The organism is Aurantiacibacter spongiae (genome assembly GCF_003815535.1).
In the GTDB taxonomy this organism is placed as follows: Bacteria; Pseudomonadota; Alphaproteobacteria; order Sphingomonadales; family Sphingomonadaceae; genus Alteraurantiacibacter; species Alteraurantiacibacter spongiae.
In genome coordinates, this window is sequence record NZ_RPFZ01000001.1 from 249884 (window position 1) to 267910 (window position 18027).

General features: G+C 61.9%; 14 protein-coding genes and 2 tRNA genes. 13 read left to right on the plus strand and 3 right to left on the minus strand.

The features are described 5' to 3' along the window. Positions 1-85: 85 nt before the first annotated feature. From EG799_RS01235 to EG799_RS01295, 13 genes are all read left to right on the plus strand, one after another. Positions 86-2071: a PAS domain-containing hybrid sensor histidine kinase/response regulator gene (locus EG799_RS01235; RefSeq protein WP_123877834.1), complete on the plus strand. Its 1986-nt coding sequence runs from the start codon at positions 86-88 to the stop codon at positions 2069-2071. A gap of 191 nt (positions 2072-2262) precedes the next feature. After that, positions 2263-4044 (plus strand): single-stranded-DNA-specific exonuclease RecJ, encoded by a 1782-nt coding sequence (recJ, locus tag EG799_RS01240; RefSeq protein ID WP_123877836.1) that lies wholly within the window; start codon positions 2263-2265, stop codon positions 4042-4044. Positions 4045-4126: 82 nt separating this feature from the next. Beyond that, positions 4127-4201, plus strand: a tRNA-Glu gene (locus EG799_RS01245). 45 nt (positions 4202-4246) lie between these two features. After that, positions 4247-4321 (plus strand) — tRNA-Glu (locus EG799_RS01250). Between the two features lie 95 nt (positions 4322-4416). Further along, entirely contained in the window at positions 4417-5601 is a 1185-nt protein-coding gene (locus tag EG799_RS01255; RefSeq protein ID WP_123877838.1) for a sensor histidine kinase, read from the plus strand. A 119-nt stretch (positions 5602-5720) separates the two neighbouring features. Then, the gene (locus EG799_RS01260; protein WP_234028957.1) at positions 5721-7091 is read left to right on the plus strand and encodes a porin; all 1371 of its coding nucleotides are present in this window, start codon (positions 5721-5723) and stop codon (positions 7089-7091) included. 107 nt (positions 7092-7198) lie between these two features. Next, a complete protein-coding gene (locus EG799_RS01265; protein WP_123877842.1) occupies positions 7199-8242 on the plus strand; it encodes a substrate-binding domain-containing protein in 1044 nt (347 codons plus the stop codon). A gap of 18 nt (positions 8243-8260) precedes the next feature. Further along, complete coding sequence (pstC, locus tag EG799_RS01270) at positions 8261-9646, plus strand: phosphate ABC transporter permease subunit PstC (protein WP_123877844.1); 1386 nt, start codon at positions 8261-8263, stop codon at positions 9644-9646. Further along, on the plus strand, positions 9639-10910 hold the full coding sequence (pstA, locus tag EG799_RS01275) for a phosphate ABC transporter permease PstA (protein WP_123877846.1): 1272 nt from the start codon (positions 9639-9641) through the stop codon (positions 10908-10910). Before pstC ends, pstA begins: the two co-directional genes overlap by 8 nt. A gap of 23 nt (positions 10911-10933) precedes the next feature. After that, a complete protein-coding gene (gene pstB, locus EG799_RS01280) occupies positions 10934-11734 on the plus strand; it encodes a phosphate ABC transporter ATP-binding protein PstB (RefSeq protein WP_123882565.1) in 801 nt (266 codons plus the stop codon). A gap of 2 nt (positions 11735-11736) precedes the next feature. Continuing rightward, on the plus strand, positions 11737-12402 hold the full coding sequence (gene phoU / locus EG799_RS01285; RefSeq protein WP_407641215.1) for a phosphate signaling complex protein PhoU: 666 nt from the start codon (positions 11737-11739) through the stop codon (positions 12400-12402). A 71-nt stretch (positions 12403-12473) separates the two neighbouring features. Further along, positions 12474-13163 carry a phosphate regulon transcriptional regulator PhoB gene (phoB, locus tag EG799_RS01290; RefSeq protein ID WP_123877850.1) on the plus strand — a complete coding sequence of 230 codons (690 nt, stop codon included), beginning with the start codon at positions 12474-12476 and terminating at the stop codon, positions 13161-13163. Positions 13164-13397: 234 nt separating this feature from the next. Continuing rightward, the gene (locus EG799_RS01295; protein ID WP_123877852.1) at positions 13398-13628 is read left to right on the plus strand and encodes a hypothetical protein; all 231 of its coding nucleotides are present in this window, start codon (positions 13398-13400) and stop codon (positions 13626-13628) included. 90 nt (positions 13629-13718) lie between these two features. Here the strand turns inward: EG799_RS01295 and EG799_RS14130 are convergent, their stop codons facing one another. The 3 genes from EG799_RS14130 to EG799_RS01305 are packed head-to-tail and all read right to left on the minus strand — an operon-like array spanning position 13719 to position 17985. Continuing rightward, entirely contained in the window at positions 13719-14111 is a 393-nt protein-coding gene (locus EG799_RS14130; protein WP_234028958.1) for an extensin family protein, read from the minus strand. A 35-nt stretch (positions 14112-14146) separates the two neighbouring features. Next, the gene (locus EG799_RS14135) at positions 14147-14437 is read right to left on the minus strand and encodes a hypothetical protein (protein WP_234028959.1); all 291 of its coding nucleotides are present in this window, start codon (positions 14435-14437) and stop codon (positions 14147-14149) included. Continuing rightward, the gene (locus tag EG799_RS01305) at positions 14437-17985 is read right to left on the minus strand and encodes an error-prone DNA polymerase (protein ID WP_123877854.1); all 3549 of its coding nucleotides are present in this window, start codon (positions 17983-17985) and stop codon (positions 14437-14439) included. The genes EG799_RS14135 and EG799_RS01305 overlap by 1 nt, the downstream gene beginning before the upstream one ends. Positions 17986-18027: the final 42 nt, after the last annotated feature.

The window sequence follows — 18027 nt, forward strand, 5'->3', positions numbered from 1 at the left end:
AAGTCGCTAGTCGACCGTTTGCCATATCGCGGCGGGAGATATGCAACATGCTTGGCCAGTTCCGTAACCGGCCAAGAGGTCATCAATGCTCGAGCATGTCATACTGGGTGGCACCCTTCTGGTGGCGGCCGTGTTCGCGACGCTCTACTTCCGGCGTCATCGCCTCTGGCTGAACGCGCGACAATCGGCGCGCAGTTCCCTCGCGCCAATCGACGGTTTGCCAGCTGGTATCTGGAGAACCACGGCAGACGGTGATTACATCTACGTCAACGCTGCCTGGCTCGAGATGACGGGTCGCGATGATGGCGACTGGCAGGGAGACGGCTTTACCTCGGCTATCCATCCCGACGACAGGGAGCGGATCAGGCGGAAGTGGAAGGAATGTATCGAGCAGCATGCGAAGTTCGACGAGGAATTTCGTTGGCGACGACCCGACGGATCGATAATCTCGGCGCTCACCCTGGGGGCGCCGGAATTCGACGGCAATGGCGAAGTCGAGGCCTTTGTCGGCATCACTATCGATTCACGGCACTCGAAAGCTCTCGAGAGTGACCTGCGTGCCGAGCTTCAACGCACGGAAGCCGCGGCGGCATCCAGGGGCACCTTCCTGGCCAATATGAGCCACGAAATTCGCACGCCGTTGAAAGGCGTCGTGCGCTTCACCGAATTGCTGCTCGATTCAGATCTGACCGAGGACCAGCGCAACCAGGTCCACCTGATTGCCGATTCGGGAAAGGCCATGCTGCAGCTGCTAAACGACATTCTCGATGTCGAGAAGATTGCACCCGGCCATGCGGGGATCCCACCAGAACCGACCGATCTCCGCCAGAAATTGCGGCACTGCGCCAAGATGCTAGAGCCGATGGCGCGAAGCAAAGGCCTGCAACTCAGCGTCTTCGTCGACGACGCCGTGCCTCAGACCGTGTTGCTGGACCGTTTACGGTTGCGGCAGGTCGTCCTCAATCTCGTCGGCAACGCCCTCAAGTTCACGGAGGAAGGGGGCGTCGATCTTGAAGCGCGTGTCGAGACAACCTCTCGCGGACGAGACATCATCGTTTCGGTTATCGATACCGGCATCGGCATTGATGAAACCAAACTCGAAACGATCTTCAATCCCTTCATGGATGAGGACGATCCGGTAGCCCCGAGACAGGGTGTCACGGGTTATGGCCTTACCATCAGCAGCCAACTCGTCACGATGATGAAGGGTCGCATCACCGTTCATTCGAAACGCGGAGTGGGAACCAACTTCACCATCCGCCTTCCCCTTGAGGAAGTCGAACCAGAAAAGGTTGCGTTTGCACCCACTTTATTCCCGCAGACCGAAGGACTCAGGCACCTTTCCGGCGCCCGCGTACTCATCGCCGAAGATCATGCGATCAACCAGCAGTTGATACTCGCCATGGCGAACGCCTTGGGCCTGGACGCGGTACTCGCAGGCAATGGCGTCGAGGCGATAGAAGCGGTGACGCAGGCCGAACGCGGGGGATGTCCGTTTCACGCCGTGCTGATGGATGTGGAAATGCCCGATGTCGATGGGCTGGAGGCAACGAAACGCTTGCGCGCGCGGGGGTTCGACGCCCGCAAGCTCCCCGTCATTGCGCTTACGGCGAAATGCTATCCGGAAGACATAGCCGCCTGTACCAGGGCCGGAATGCAGTCGCACCTCGGCAAGCCTGTCACGACAACGGCTCTGGCGCGCGAACTGACCCGGTGGCTGTCCCCGGCACGCGATGTCTTCGCCGAGCGTCCCGATTACACCGGCGCTGCGGATAATGATGACCTCCACGAACGGCCGACCTTCGCCAAACTGCAAAGCCGGTACCGCGATCGAAAGCTGCGGCTGGTGTCGAGCATGCGCGCCGTTCTCGATACGGATCCAGGGCAGATCGATTGGGAAGACCTGGCTTCCGAATTGCGCAAGCTTGCCGGAGTTGCCGCGAATTTCGGAGATTCGGAACTGGGGGAAGCGTCGCGCCGGCTCGAGCGTCGTCTGAAGACGATAGACGAGCCTCATCTGCGACAGCGCGCCCTGCAGCGGGAGTGGCCCCGGTTCGAAGACGCCGCCTGACATCGCCACGAACTACCCGGGCGGGATGTTCGGCTTGCGCCAAGCGCAGCGTCTGTCGTGGGCGGTTGGACATTCGAGTTTCGGGTGCCGGCAAGTCCGAAGCAGACGACAGGCAATTTTTCCGCCGGGCGATCTTCGGGGCGGCGCCTTTGCCCTTTTCAAGGCGGACACGCTTCCGCTATCCGATTGCCATGCAAGCCCGTCCCGCAGTCCTCGGAATCGAAAAGTCGCTCTCGGGGAAAGGGTGGCACTGGCGCGGTGGCAACATGGATCTGGGCAGCGGCGACGGCGCTCTGGGAGAGGATATCGTCACCCAGCTCCTCGTCTCCAGGGGAGTAAGCCGGGACACGCTGGATCAGCACCGGACGCCCTCGCTGCGCGACTTCCTGCCGGATCCCTCGCAATTTCGGGACATGGACCGCGCTGCAGAACGCATCGCCGAAGCGGTTATCAGCCGGGAGACCATCACCGTGTTTGGTGATTACGACGTCGACGGGGCAACGAGTTCGGCACTGCTCATCCGGCTGCTCCGCATGCTCGGCCACGACGCGCGTCATTACATTCCGGATCGCTTGCTGGAAGGCTACGGCCCGAGTGGAGAGGCCCTGGTCCGGATCGGCGAGGACGGATCGAGCCTGATCGTCACCGTCGATTGCGGCGCGATGGCGCATGAAGCGCTGGCGATGGCACATGATGCCGGAATAGACGTGATCGTCGTCGACCATCACAAATGCAGTGCCGACCTTCCCCGTACATACGCGCTGGTCAACCCCAACCGCCTCGACGAGAACGACGTTGCCGCCAGTCACGGCCATCTCGCCGCGGTCGGCGTCGCATTCGTGCTTGGCGTTGCGGTCGTCCGCACCTTGCGGTCGCGCGGTTTTTTCGAGGACAGGGCAGAGCCCAACCTGATGGCCCTGCTCGACCTGGTGGCGCTGGGCACCGTGGCTGACGTGGCGGCGATACGCGGACTCAACCGCGCTTTCGTCGCTCAGGGGCTGAAGGTGATGGCGAAACGTGCCAATATGGGGATGGCGGCGCTGATCGATGCGAGCCGCCTCAAGGCGGCGCCGAGCTGCTCCGATTGCGGCTTCGCGCTGGGGCCGCGGATCAATGCCGGCGGGCGGGTAGGCGAGGCCACCCTCGGCGTTCGACTTCTCACCACGGAGGATCCGGACGAGGCGCGCGCCATTGCAGAGCAATTGTCGCAACTGAACGAGGAACGCCGCGCGATCGAGGCGGCGGTACAGGAGGAGGCCGAAGCCCAGCTTGCCAAACAGCACAACCGCGCTGTCGTGTGCGTGGGCGGTAGCGGATGGCACCCGGGGGTCATCGGCATAGTCGCCGGGCGGATCAAGGAGAAGACCGGCAGGCCGACGATCGTGATCGCGTTCGATGCGGAGACCGGGGAAGGCAAAGGCTCGGGCCGCTCGATCGCCGGCGTCGATCTCGGGGCGGCGATCATCGGAGCGCGAGAGGCCGGCTTGCTGAGAGCTGGCGGCGGTCACGCAATGGCAGCGGGTTTGACGGTTGCGGCCGACAGGATCGATGCCTTCGCGGACTGGATGGAAAATCGGCTGGCAGATGCCGTAGCCAAAGCGAGCGCACAACAATCGATACTGCTCGACCTTGCGCTGGCGCCGGGGGGCCTGACGCCGGCGCTTGTCGAAACGCTCGATAGCGCGGGTCCGTTCGGCGTCGGCTGGCCTGGTCCAAGGGTTGCCGTAGGCCCCGTCCACCTCGTGAAAGCAGACATCGTCGGCAACGATCACCTTCGTGTAATCGCGGCAGGTCGTGATGGCGCGAGCTTCAAGGGGATCGCCTTCCGCGCCGCATCGAGCGATATGGGACAGGCGCTGCTGCACGGGGCGCGGGGGCGCCGGCTATGGCTTGCTGGTCGCGCGAAGATCGACGACTGGGGAGCCCGCCCCGCTGCCGAGCTTCACCTGGAGGATGCGGCGTGGGCCGATTGATACCCCATCGCTCTGCCTCTGGCTCGCATGGGGCTTGACCTGCCCCACCCCGCCTTCTAATTGCGCCCCTCGCATCGCGGATGGCCCCTTCGTCTAGCGGTTAGGACGCGGCCCTTTCACGGCTGAAACACGGGTTCGATTCCCGTAGGGGTCACCAGCGATGCACGATCTGCCTGATGTGGACGCACGACGCCCTCCATCCGGCCCCTTCGTCTAGCGGTCAGGACGCGGCCCTCTCACGGCTGAAACACGGGTTCGATTCCCGTAGGGGTCACCAGGCGAGAAACTTCCGGCAAGACAGTCCGGCAGGCGTCAGAGCCGGCTAGCGTGCCGCTGGCAATCCGGATGAATTTGTCCCAAAGGCATGCGTCGATGAACGGACGCTATCTCCCCGTATCCGGTATTGCTCTCGCCGTTGTCAGCGGCGTGCTCCTGATTGTCGCCGGAATGGATTTCTGGCTTGTGCTTGCCGCCGTCGGCGTCTGGATCGTGTCGCTGTGGGTCAGCGCCCCTCCCCCTCCTCCGCCTTCTGCCAGACGCGAAGAAGGGCTTCAGCTGACCCGTTCCGGCATTCGCGACATTATCGAGAATTCAGGGCTGCCCGTCATGATGCTCGATACCAATCGCATCATCATCGCCAACGCCGCTGCGCGCGACGCGATCGGAGCGCATGTGATCGGGCAGGATGCCCGCGTGGCACTGCGACACCCGATGGCTGTCGATCTGCTCGGACGCGAAGGGGGCGGCAGCGTGACGGTGCAAGGGCTGACCGGACCGCGGAGCAACTGGCAGATGACGCGCCAGATCATAGACGAGCGTTACAGTCTCGTCGAACTCATCAATCGGACGGCAGAGGCCGATATCAGCCGGGCTCACACGGATTTCGTAGCCAACGCCAGTCACGAACTGCGCACGCCGCTTGCCTCGATCATCGGATACATGGAAACGCTGCAAGACGAGGGCGACGAGATCGATCCGGAGCACGCCCGTCGCTTCTACGCAACCGTCCTGCGCGAGGCACGCCGGCTCGAGCACCTGGTCGAGGATCTGATGAGCCTGAGCAGGGTCGAGGCTGAAAAGCACGACCAGCCACGCGAGGTCGTCGATCTTGTGAGCCTGGTGCGCCAGGCAGCGCGCGATGGGGCCGGCTCGGAGCGGTTCGAACGGGTGGAATTCGAGCTGCCCCAAGGCAAGGTCGACGTGCGCGGCGAAGGGCGGCAACTCGAACAACTCGTACGCAATCTGGTGGACAACGCCCTTAAATACGGAGCGCCGGGCGAACCGGTGACCGTCTCTATCGAGGACGGCCCCAGGGATACGACGCTGCTGCGTGTACGCGACCGCGGGGAAGGGATTGCTGCCGAGCACCTTCCGCACTTGACGCGCAGGTTCTACCGGACCGATCCGGGCCGCAGCCGCGCGGCAGGGGGCACCGGCCTTGGCCTCGCCATCGTCAAGCATATCGTGGAACGGCATCGCGGCCGCCTCGATATCGACAGTCGGGCCGGCGAAGGTACGGTTGTGACCGTACGCCTCCCGCTCGCAGGGGCGGCATAACGAGCGTTCCGGCTGACTTTTTCAGTGCTTTCGGACAAAGTGTAAAATTACTGTCATCAAATGGTCATACCGGGCCGGTCGAACAGTTGTGACAACGGGCTGACCGATTCATGTGCCGAATGCTACTTACTTCGTTGGTGGCGACCACCATGCTCATACCGGTCGCCGCCACCGCGCAGGACGAAGACCTGTCTGCAATGCGCGATCAGATCGCGGCGATGCAGGCTGAGATCGCCCGACTTCAGACCAAGGTCGAAAATCTCGAGCAACAACGGCAGTCCGCAGAGCGCCAGCCGAACGGCCTGGTTGTCGTTGACGCGCTCGATCCTGCGCCGGTCGCGCAAGCCGTGCCGATATCTCCCTCGACCGATCTCGGATTCGGTGCGGCTCTCTCTGCAGAGACCGAGGAAGGCTGGTCCTTCAAGCCATTCGGTCGGCTGCAATTCGATGCCGGTACCACGGCCCTCCCCGATGGCCTCGCCCTTGCCGACGGATACGGCAGCGAACTACGGCGTATCCGTCTCGGTGTTGCCGGAGACATGCCGGGCGGTTTCGGATACAAACTCGAAGTCGATTTCGCGGGAGGCGACGCCGAAATCACCGATGCCATCCTCACCTACGAAACGGGGGCGGCGGAACTCACCGTCGGTCAGCACAACAATTTCCAATCGCTGGAAGAACTCACCAGCAGTCGCTTTTCGAGCTTTATCGAACGTGCAGCCTTTACCGATGCCTTCGGCTTCGAGAGGCGGCTGGGCCTTTCGGTGCAATACGGAGTCGGCGACGTACTTGTGCAGGCCGGGGTATTCGGCGACAATTTCGATGATCTGCCGGACAGCAATAGCCGCAGCTTCGATGCGCGCGCCGTTTACGCACCGCAAATTGGCGGTGCGCAGCTGCATGTAGGCGGATCGCTCCATTTTACAGAACTCAATGGAGATGACAGCGTTCGCTACCGCCAGCGTCCGCTGGTCCACTTCACTTCGAACAGGCTGCTCGATACCGGTAATGTCGGCGCGGACAGGGAATTCGGAACCGGTCTGGAGGCAGCAGCGATACTCGGTCCGCTTCACTTCGCCGGGGAAGCGTTCTGGCAGAGCATCGACCAGTCCGATACATTCACCGCGGCTGATGATCCGACCTTCTTCGGGGGATACGCCGAGATTGGATATTTTCTCACCGGCGAACGGCGCGGCTACAAGGGGGGTAAATTCGATCGGACCCAGCCTCTCGCTCCCGTTGGCGAAGGCGGCATCGGCGCTGTCCAGCTGGTCGCGCGGTACGACAGGCTGGACCTGTCGGATGCCGGCATAACGGGCGGCATCCAGAATGGCTTTTATGGATCGCTGATATGGGTGCCGACGGACTATACACGCCTGATGGTCAATTACGGACGGCTCGATTATCACGACGCGCCCCGCCCCCTGCCATCGGGTGAACGCGATTACGCTGCCGACGTCGTCGGTGTGCGGGCGCAGGTCGATTTCTGACTACGCCGTACTGTGCCGATCCCGCCGGTGACACGGACAGATTCGTGTCGCATGGCCGTAACACTTCACTCCTACCTGCCAGCACGACTACCAGTAAGGGACTCATGATGAAATCTGTGAAACTCGCCGCCGTCGCCCTGACCGCCCTCGCCGTTGCCGCCTGCGGATCCCAGCCGGGGTCAGAGGGCAGCCGCGATGCGATCGCCGCAGTCGGTTCTTCGACCGTCTATCCGTTCGCGCGCGTCGTTTCGGAGCGGTTCACCGATGCCTATCCCGAATACCCTTCGCCCAAGATCGAATCGACCGGAACGGGTGGTGGCATCAGCCTTTTCTGCCAGGGGGTCGGGGCCGACACGCCAGACTTAGCCAACGCATCGCGCCGCATGAAGGCCAGCGAATTCCAGACCTGTCAGGATAACGGCGTGACCGATATCAGCGAAATACAGGTGGGCATGGATGGCATCGCCTTCGCTTCGTCGATCGACGGGATCTCGATGAACCTGACGCCCGAGATCGTCTATCGTGCGCTTGCCGCGAATCCGTATGGGGAAGAGCAAACCGCCGAAATGTGGTCCGATGTCGATCCCTCGCTGCCGAATAAGCCAATTCTCGTCTACGGGCCGCCGTCAACCTCGGGCACGCGCGACGCGCTTGAGGAACTGATCCTGCTGGCCGGCTGCGACGCCAATCCGGCAATGGCGACGCTGAAGGAGCAGGACGAGGACCGGCACGATGCCGTCTGCACCGAGATACGTTCCGATGGGAAATATGTAGATCAGGGAGAGCAGGACAATCTGATCGTCCAGAAGATCGCCGGCAATGGCGATGCAGTGGGCGTGTTCGGCTATTCCTACCTCGAGGAGAATCTCGACCGGATCAAAGGTCTGTCGATGAACGGGGTAGAGCCGACCTACGAGAACATCGCCTCGTTCGATTATCCGGGTGCGCGACCACTCTACGTCTATGTGAAAAACCAGCACATCGGAATCATTCCCGGGATGCAGGAATTCCTCGATACCTGGGCACAAAACTGGGGCAAGGGCGGTCCGCTTGCGGCGGTAGGGCTTGTCGCAAATCCTGACGACGTTATGGCGCGCATGACTTCCGCCGCGACCGAGCATCCCACACTTTCGGCCGGCGACCTGAACTAGGAGCCGGACAGCCCCGACATGTCGCCAGCCATCTCGCTTCTCATAGCCCTGGGGCTTGGGCTTGCCGGATGGTTGGTGGCCCGTCGGCGCGCCTATCGCTTCCTGCAGGAATCGCAGACCGGACGCATTGCCGCCCTTCCGAACTATCACGGCTGGTACGCGGCGCTCTGGATTGCCGTGCCGATGGTGCTGTTCCTTCTCGTCTGGGAAGCGGTATCGGGCCAGTTCGTCCTCGCTCACGCGCTTGCCAGCCCCGAAGCGAGAGCCCTGCCGGACAGCGGCCTTCTTCGCGACCGAATGATTTCGGAAGCCTACAATCTCGCTTCCGGCGCATCGACCACCGCCTATTCCAACGAGGCGCGCGCACTAGCCGAACCGTTTCGCGAGGCGATGCTGCGTTATGATCTCATCGGGCTTGCCATCGCCGTCATCATCGCCGGGGCAGGTGCGGCCTGGGCGTTTCTTCGCCTTCGCCCCGAAGCGAAGGTCCGCACGAGGGTGGAACGAATTGTCCTGCTGGGTCTGCTGCTTGCTTCACTTGTTGCCATTCTCACGACGCTAGGGATCTTCGTTACCCTGGTTTTCGAGACATTCCGCTTCTTCGGCATGATTTCGCCCATCGATTTCCTTTTCGGAGCGCAATGGAACCCTGATCCGATGAGCAACGCGGCCAATCCGGACCCGAACCGGTATGGCGCGATCCCGCTGTTCTGGGGAACGCTTTTCATCGGCGCGATCATAGCCATGATCGTCGCCATCCCTTTCGGTCTGATGAGCGCGATCTATCTGACTCAATACGCCAGGCCGCGCCTGCGCCGGTGGGTGAAGCCGGCCCTCGAGATCCTGGCGGGGGTTCCGACCGTGGTCTACGGGTACTTCGCCGCCCTTACCGTGGCGCCGGCCATTCGCGACCTTGCCCTTTCTATGGGGGTCGACAATCCGAGTTCCGAGAGCGCTCTGGCCGCAGGTCTCGTCATGGGAATCATGATCATTCCCTTCGTCAGCTCGATGGCGGACGATTCGATTGCGGCAGTCCCGCAATCGATGCGCGACGGGTCGCTCGCAGTAGGGGCGACGACGAATGAAACGATCCGCCGCGTACTCGTGCCCGCGGCCCTCCCCGGCATCGTCGCCGGAGTGATGCTCGCCGTTAGCCGCGCGATCGGCGAGACTATGATCGTGGTCATGGCTGCCTCGACAGCTGCCAACCTGACCGGAAACCCGCTCGAGGCGATGACGACCGTAACGGTTCAGATCGTTGCGTTGCTTACGGGCGAGGGTAGTTTCGATCATCCTGCCACGCTGGCCGCCTTCGCGCTTGGCTTTGTTCTGTTTCTGGTGACGCTGGCCTTGAACTTCATCGCCCTGCGCGTGGTAAGGAGGTTCCGCGAAGCCTATGAATGACACATCCGCCTCGACCGTCCCGCCCACCGCGCCTACCCGAACCGTCGCTTTCGAGAAGCGGCTGAAGAAGCGATACGCGGCGGAAAGGCGCTTCAAGATGATGGGGCTGGGCGCCGTCGTATTCTCGATAGTGGTGCTCGTGTTTCTTCTCGTTACGATGACCATAAACGGTCTTGGTGGTTTCCAGCGCGCAGAATTGTCAGTGCCGGTGGATCTGTCGCAGGCGGCGCTCTCGATCGACGAACCCGTAACGAACGCCGACGAAGCTATTTCCTCCCTGCAGCGGCAGGGTCTGCCCGAAGTCGTCCAGTACAGTGCCTCCGAAGCACTCGGAGACGAGGCGGCAGATCAACTGGCCTCCGATGCCTGGCGTGTCGTAGCCGACGAGATCGTCGCCGACCCCTCTCTGGTCGACGAGAGCCGAACCTACTGGCTCCCCGCCAGCGAAGACCTTGCTACTGCGCTGACAGGTTCCGGCCAGACGAATCTGCAGCCGCTGGCGCGCGAACTGACAGCCAATGGCGCGCTGGCTGACCGCTTCGATCCTGGGTTTCTGACCCGTTCCGACGCAACCGATCCGCAAATGGTCGGTATCTGGGCCGCGTTGAAGGGATCGATCCTCACGATGATCGTCACCCTGGCGCTCGCCTTTCCCATTGGGGTTCTGGCCGCGCTCTATCTCGAGGAATACGCTCCGCGAAACAGGTGGACCGATCTGATCGAGGTGTCGATCAACAATCTGGCGGCGGTCCCGTCGATCATCTTCGGGCTTCTCGGTCTGGCGGTGTTCCTCGGCCTGTTTCCCAACCTTCGCTCGGCTCCGGTCATAGGCGGCATGACGCTTGCGCTGATGACGATGCCCGTCATCGTGATTTCCGGTCGCAATGCGATCAAGGCCGTGCCACCGTCGATCCGCGATGGTGCGCTGGCTATCGGCGCGAGCCCGGTGCAGGTGGTATTCCAGCATGTCCTGCCCCTCGCCCTGCCCGGCATTCTGACCGGCACGATCATCGGCATGGCCCGGGCGCTTGGGGAAACGGCGCCCCTGTTGCTGATCGGGATGCGCGCCTTCGTCGCCACACCGCCCGAAGGCTTTACCGACAATGCGACCGTCCTGCCCATGCAGATTTTCCTCTGGTCCGACGAGATCGACCGCGGCTTCGTCGAACGCACGAGTGCAGCAATCATCGTGCTGCTCGCATTCCTTCTGCTGATGAATGGTTTGGCCATTTATCTGCGCAACCGTTTCGAAAAGAGCTGGTAATGCAACAGACCGACGACTTCACAATGCCGTCGAGCACCCCGATCGAGGCCGAGAATGTCGCGCCGGGCGAGACAAAGATGCGCGCCCGCGACGTCTCGGTCTATTACGGGAAAAAAAAGGCGATCGACGAGGTTTCGATCGACATTTTCACCGAATTCGTCACGGCTTTCATCGGGCCTTCGGGCTGCGGAAAATCGACATTCCTGCGGGCGTTGAACCGCATGAACGACACGATATCCTCCGCCCGCGTGACCGGCTGCATCGAACTCGACGGGGAGGATATCTACTCTTCGGACATGGACGTGGTCCAGTTGCGAGCCCGCGTCGGAATGGTTTTCCAGAAACCGAACCCCTTTCCGAAATCGATCTATGACAACATCGCCTATGGCCCCAAGATTCACGGGTTGGCGCAGAGCAAGTCCGATCTCGACGAAGTGGTCGAAAAGAGCCTGCGCCGCGCCGGTCTATGGGAAGAGGTAAAGGACAGGTTGAGCGATTCCGGCACAGCCCTGTCCGGGGGGCAGCAGCAGCGACTGTGCATTGCGCGGGCCATCGCGGTGGAACCCGAGGTTATCCTCATGGACGAGCCATGCAGCGCGCTCGATCCGATTGCGACGGCCAAGATCGAGGAACTCATCGACGACCTGCGCGGCCGCTACGCCATAGTGATCGTTACGCACTCGATGCAGCAGGCGGCGCGTGTTTCGCAACGAACCGCCTTCTTCCATCTGGGCAATCTGATAGAATACGGACAGACTTCGGACATATTCACCAATCCGCGTGAATCGCGGACGCAGGATTACATTACTGGCAGGTACGGTTGACGATGGAACACACGGTAAAGGCGTTCGACGAGGACATCACTCGCCTTCGCGGTCTTATCGCCGAGATGGGTGGTCTGGCCGAGCTTGCCATCCATCAGTCGCTCGACGCCCTGGTGCGCGGCGACGAGGATCTGGCGAAGGACGTCGTCGATAACGACGCCAAGCTCGACAAGCTCGAAGCGGAGGTGGACGCGATGGCTGTCCGCATACTCGCGTTGCGCGCGCCGATGGCTGATGATCTGCGCGAGATCATTGCCGCTCTGAAGATCGGTGGCGTGGTTGAACGGATCGGCGACTATTCCAAGAACATCGCCAAGCGCGTCGGCCGGATCGAGGGGCGGACGCGGTTCGAACCGCTCCTGTTACTTCCCGCGATGGGCGAGGTCGCGTCTGAGATGGTGCACGACGTGCTTACCGCCTACGCGGCCCGCGACCCCGTAGTCGCAAGGGAAGTCATCGAGCGCGATGCCAAGGTCGATGCCTTTTACGATTCGATCTTCCGCAACCTCGTCAGTCACATGGTCGAAAATCCGGCCACCATCAGCAGTGCGGCGCAGCTGCTGTTCATCGCCCGCAATCTCGAACGCATCGGCGATCACGCTACCAATGTCGCGGAGATGGTCCATTACGCGGCGACCGGATCCTACCCCGACGATATCGAGCGCTGACACGAAACTGTCAGGGAAATGTCATAGACGCTCGTCCGCACTTACTTGACGCGACGAACTGGGCTCTTCTCATGACTGCTCCGAAACTTCTGCTTGTCGAAGACGATACCGCCCTTGCCGAGCTGCTCGAATATCGCTTCGGCAGTGAAGGATACGATGTGCGCGTGACATCCGATGGGGACGAGGCGCTGATCCTGGCGGAGGAGGACGTACCCGATCTCGTCATTCTCGACTGGATGATCGAGGGTACGAGCGGTATCGAGGTTTGCCGGCGCCTGCGACGGGAAAAGGCTACTGCCCACGTGCCCATTATTATGCTCACCGCGCGCGAGGGAGAGGACGATCGTGTCCGCGGCCTCGAGACGGGTGCCGACGATTACCTGACCAAGCCCTTTTCTCCCCGCGAGTTGCTAGCGCGCGTCGCAGCCGTCCTTCGCCGCGTGCGTCCCGCACTGGCCGGAGAGACGATCGAAGCCGGCGATCTGAAACTCGATCCCGTCGCGCATCGAGTGGAACGTCGCGGAAGGCAACTGCAGATGGGACCGACGGAATACCGGCTCATAAAGTTCTTCATGGAGCACCCCCGCCGCGTTTTCTCTCGCGGGCAATTGCTCGATTCAGTCTGGGGAACGGGCAGCGAAATCGAAGAGCGAACCGTGGACGTCCATATCAGGCGGTTGCGCAAGGCTATTGCGGTGGAGAACGCTCGCGACCCCATCCGGACAGTTCGTTCGGCTGGTTATGCGCTGGAACCCGTATGACCTTTTTGCAACAGGTGGCACTATAGTGACCAGAGCGTTTTTAAACATTCGTTGTTTCAACGCATCAGAATGGCGGAATCAAGGGATTTTCGTTCGCCGCCGCTAGGCAACACATCAACGCAAAGGGCCTTTTTTCCGAAACCGATCAGGCTTTTGAGGCTTCACATGTTCGCAGGCTTACGCTAATGCAGCATTCGCATCGAAAACACACCCCCGAATGAATGAGGGCCAATAATGAAGAAGATTCTCTACAGCACCATCGCCGCGAGCATCCTCGTCGGATCGACCGCGTCGGCCGCTAACGCTGCTCCCGTTCTCGAGCGTGACGGTGCTCCCGTCGCCGCCGAAGAGAACGCCGGCATCAGCAGCGCCCTGCTGATCCTTCTGTTCGCTGCTATTGCAGCTGGCATCGTGATCCTCGTTGAGGACAATAACGATGATGAAGACCTGCCGACCAGCCCGTAACGGTTAGATCGGAGTTGAAAACATCAACCCCCGCTTCGGCGGGGGTTTTTATTTGTCCGGCGACCAGTCCGGCTTTGTTTCTCCGCCCCCTTATCGACATGTGCTGAATGCGGCTGATCGACCTTGATCCAGGTGAAGATGGTCGGCGTGCGCCGCGTTGTAATCGGGTGAAAGGACGGTGCCGAAACTGAGACACGCGGCATCTCGAACCACATGCAGGAACCTCGCTTCGCTACCCTCCTCCTCCCAACCCTCGAGCAGACTGATACGCCGACCGTCTTCGAGCTGAAAAGCGGAGATATCGATGGCATTACCCGTTGCGTGTTCGCTCCAGCGACCGGCTGGGGCGCCATAAAGTTGGCGACAGTTATAGGTACCCAGCTGTTCGACGGTTCGAACGGGCGATCCGAAAAGACGTTCTGCTGCGGGCTGCACGTTCTGACTGATCCAGACGACGAGCCCCGCGGCTGTGGCACAGGTCATCTGCGGATGCCCATTCAAGGGAATATCGGGTACGATTATCCTGTCGATGCGACGACATTCCCCTCTCCCGTAGCGGGTAGAGGCTCGAATGACACGGCGCTGCGGTCGAGAACCTGCCGGCACTGCGCCGGATCTTCTGCCAGGGACGCAAGTTTCCCTTCGGTCGTCCAGCCTCGCGGATCGCGCAGATCGAGCGGCGCCGTGGGGTCATGCTGCGGGTGGTCGGTCAACCAGGTTCGAGCGGCCAGAAACAGCGCGGCGATGGCAAGAAGCGTGATCGCATGGCTATCGGTTCTGGGCGGGTCTGGCCACTTGCGTCGGATCATCAATGAAAGTCGCGCGATTTGGGGATGACCCTCACATCGCGCGGATGGCCCTGATGCCAACCGCATTCGCGATTGCCGGCAGGGGGTGGCTCCCATGGTTCGACGGTTTCGGCCTTCCGATAGGGATCGTTCGCGCCCGTCCGCAGATCGTCACGTGGGTTGAGCTTGGAAGGCAGCGGCGAATTGACATGGTCTGCCCGCGCGACGGGGGCGTTGAGCAGATCGTCCGACAGGCGATGCAGTTCATGTGTCGCATCGGTCATGTGGTGAGCTATGACATGGATCACCTCGTCGTCGTACTCGACCCGGCCGCGCACTTCCATCAGCCGTGATCCCATCACAACCGTGCGCTGCCTTTCCTTCAGGTCGGGCCAGACGACCAGATTGATGACCCCTGTCTCGTCCTCCAGCGTGATGAAGCATACCCCCTTGGCGCTGCCAGGTCGCTGGCGGATCAGCACCACGCCCGCGACATGCACCATGGAGCGGAACTTCCGGTTCCTGAGATCGCAGGCGCGCACGAAACCGCGCTCGGCCAGATGCGGGCGGAGAAAAGCCATGGGATGCGCCTTCAAACTGAGGCGCGTTGTCTGGTAATCGGCAACCACCTCTTCCGATAAAGGCATTCGCGGCAGGAAGGCGCGGCCCTGCTCCGCCCCCTCGTCGCGCTCGTCCGCATGGGCGAACAGCGGCAGGTCTGCCGCTCCCGTCAGACTCCGCGCATCCCATAACGCCTGCCGCCGCGTCAGATCGAGCGATCCGAAGCAATCCGCGCTGGCCAACCTCTCGATATGCGCGGGGCCGACCTGCGCCCGATCTCGCAATTCGGTGACGTCGCGATACAGCCCGTTGATCGCACGTTCGGCGATGAGTTGCGCTGCAACGTGTTCGGGCAGGCCGTCCACCTGCCGCAGACCCAACCGCAGGGCTATATGTCGGTCCTGGCGTCCATGATCGGCCACATCGCTGTGCACCATGTCGGCGTGCAGTTTCTCGAGCGTGCAGTCCCAGTCCGAATGGTTCACGTCCGCGGGCAGCACCTTCACCCCATGCTCTCTCGCATCGCGCACGATCTGGGCCGGCGCGTAGAAGCCCATGGGCTGCGAATTGAGCAACGCGCAGCCGAAAGCCGCCGGGAAATGGCATTTCAGCCAGCTCGACACGTAGACCAGCAGCGCGAAACTGGCCGCGTGACTTTCGGGAAAGCCGTATTCGCCGAAACCGCGTATCTGGTTGAAACAGCGCTGGGCGAAATCGCGATCGTACCCGCGCTTGACCATGCGCTCGACCATCATATCCTGCAACTCGTCAACCATTCCGCGGCTGCGGAAGGTCGCCATGGCCTTGCGCAGACGATTGGCCTCTGCACTGGAGAATTTCGCGGCGTCGAGCGCGATCTTCATCGCCTGTTCCTGAAAGATCGGCACACCGAGCGTACGCTCGAGAATACTGGAAAGCTCGTCCGGCGCGCCATGCCGGGGCGAAGGGGCGGGGATGACCACATTCTCCTCCCCCCGGCGGCGCTTGAGATACGGATGGACCATGTCCCCCTGGATCGGGCCCGGCCGCACGATCGCCACCTGAATGACGAGATCGTAGAATTCGCGTGGACGCAGGCGCGGCAGCATGTTCATCTGCGCGCGGCTTTCCACTTGGAACACCCCTAGCGAATCGCCCTTGCGGAGCATCGTGTAGGTTTCCGGATCATCGCGCGGCACGGTGGCGAGAGTCAGCCGGCGATCGTGGTGATGCTCCAGCAAGTCCAGACACTTGCGGATGCAGGTGAGCATGCCCAGGGCCAGTACGTCGATCTTGAGGATGCCAAGCGCTTCGATATCGTCCTTGTCCCATTCGATGAAGCTGCGATCGGGCATGGCGCCATTGCCGACCGGCACCGTTTCGGTCAACGCACCCTGGGTCAGGATGAACCCCCCGACATGCTGCGAAAGATGTCGCGGCATTCCAATCATCTGCTCGGTCAGCTTGAGAACACGCCTGAGATGCGGATCGGTCACGTCCATGCCCGTTTCGGCGGCGTGCTTCTCGCTCACTTCCTTGCCCCACCCGCCCCACACGGTCTTGGCCAGCGCGCTGGTCACGTCCGCCGACAACCCCATCGCCTTGCCCACCTCCCGGATCGCCATGCGCGGGCGGTAGTGGATGACCGTCGCGGTCAGCCCGGCGCGGTGGCGGCCATATGTGTTGTAAATATACTGGATGACCTCCTCGCGTCGTTCGTGCTCGAAATCGACGTCGATGTCGGGAGGCTCCTTGCGTTCTTCCGAAATGAAGCGATCGAACAGCAGGGCATGGCGAGCCGGATCGACGCTGGTGATTTCCAGACAATAGCATACGGCGGAATTGGCCGCGCTGCCCCGCCCCTGACACAGGATCGGAGGATCGCAATTCCGGGCAAAATCGACAATGTCCTTGATGGTAAGGAAATAACGCGCGAGGTCGAGCTTGCCGATCAGCGTCAACTCGCGTTCCAGCGTCTTGGCAACACTGTCGGGCAGGCCGTTGGGATAGCGTCGTTTTGCACCCTCCCAGGTCTGCTGGACCAGGTAGTCCTGCGGGCTCATCGCTTCGGGGTAGATCTCGTCGGGATATTCGTATTTCAACTCGTTAAGGCTGAAAGAGCACATATCCGCCACTTCGCGCGTTGCCGTGATGGCGTGGGGCCAGCGAGCAAACAGAGTTTCCATTTCCTCGGGACTTTTCAGGTGCCGCTCCGCATTGGCGTGAAGCAGGTGCCCGGCCTCAGCGACCGTTGTCTTGTGGCGAATGGCGGTCATCACGTCCTGCAGGGGCCGCCGGTCGGGCGCGTGGTAGTGCACGTCGTTGGTGGCCAGCAGTTCCAGCCCGTTGGCGCGGGCCAGCGCATCCAGACGGTCGATCCGCGCCTGGTCATCTCCGCGATAGAGGTAGCTTGCGGCCAGATGCCGCAGCCCCGAAAGGCCGCGGGCAAGGTGCGGCAGGACGTCGGAGAGCGTACCGGACACCGCTTCCTGCCGGACGGTCCCGTCGAGCGAAACGACATTGCTCGCCCATCCCGGCACGGTAAAGCGTTCGGCGAGGTCGGCAGGCGGCAGCACGGCAAGCTGCACCCCTTCGCAGTGGTCGGCCAGCATCGGCAGGCTGATGTCGCACACGCCCTTTTCCTGCCACCCTCCGTCCAGCGTACCCATCCGACCCGCGGAGATCAGCGTACATAGCCGGCCATAGGCTGCGCGATCGGTGGGATAGGCGAGGAATGCCAGGCCTTCGACGGTTTCGATCCGGCAACCTATCACCGGAGTCAGTTTAAGCGTCGCGGCCTCGGTATGGACACGCACCACGCCCGCCAGCGAATTGACGTCGGCAATGCCGATGGCATCGTAGCCCAGCGCACGGGCGGTCAGCACCAGATCGACCGCATCCGACGCACCGCGCAGGAAGCTGAAGCAGGAAACCAGGCCCAGTTCGACGAACGACGCACGGGGCGGCGCATCGATGCTTTCGGGATCAAGCTCTATCGTACGCTTGGGAAGGAGGTCGCTATCGGGCACGCGAAGGCCCGCTATGTCATTCGCATGCAGGCAGGGACGAGG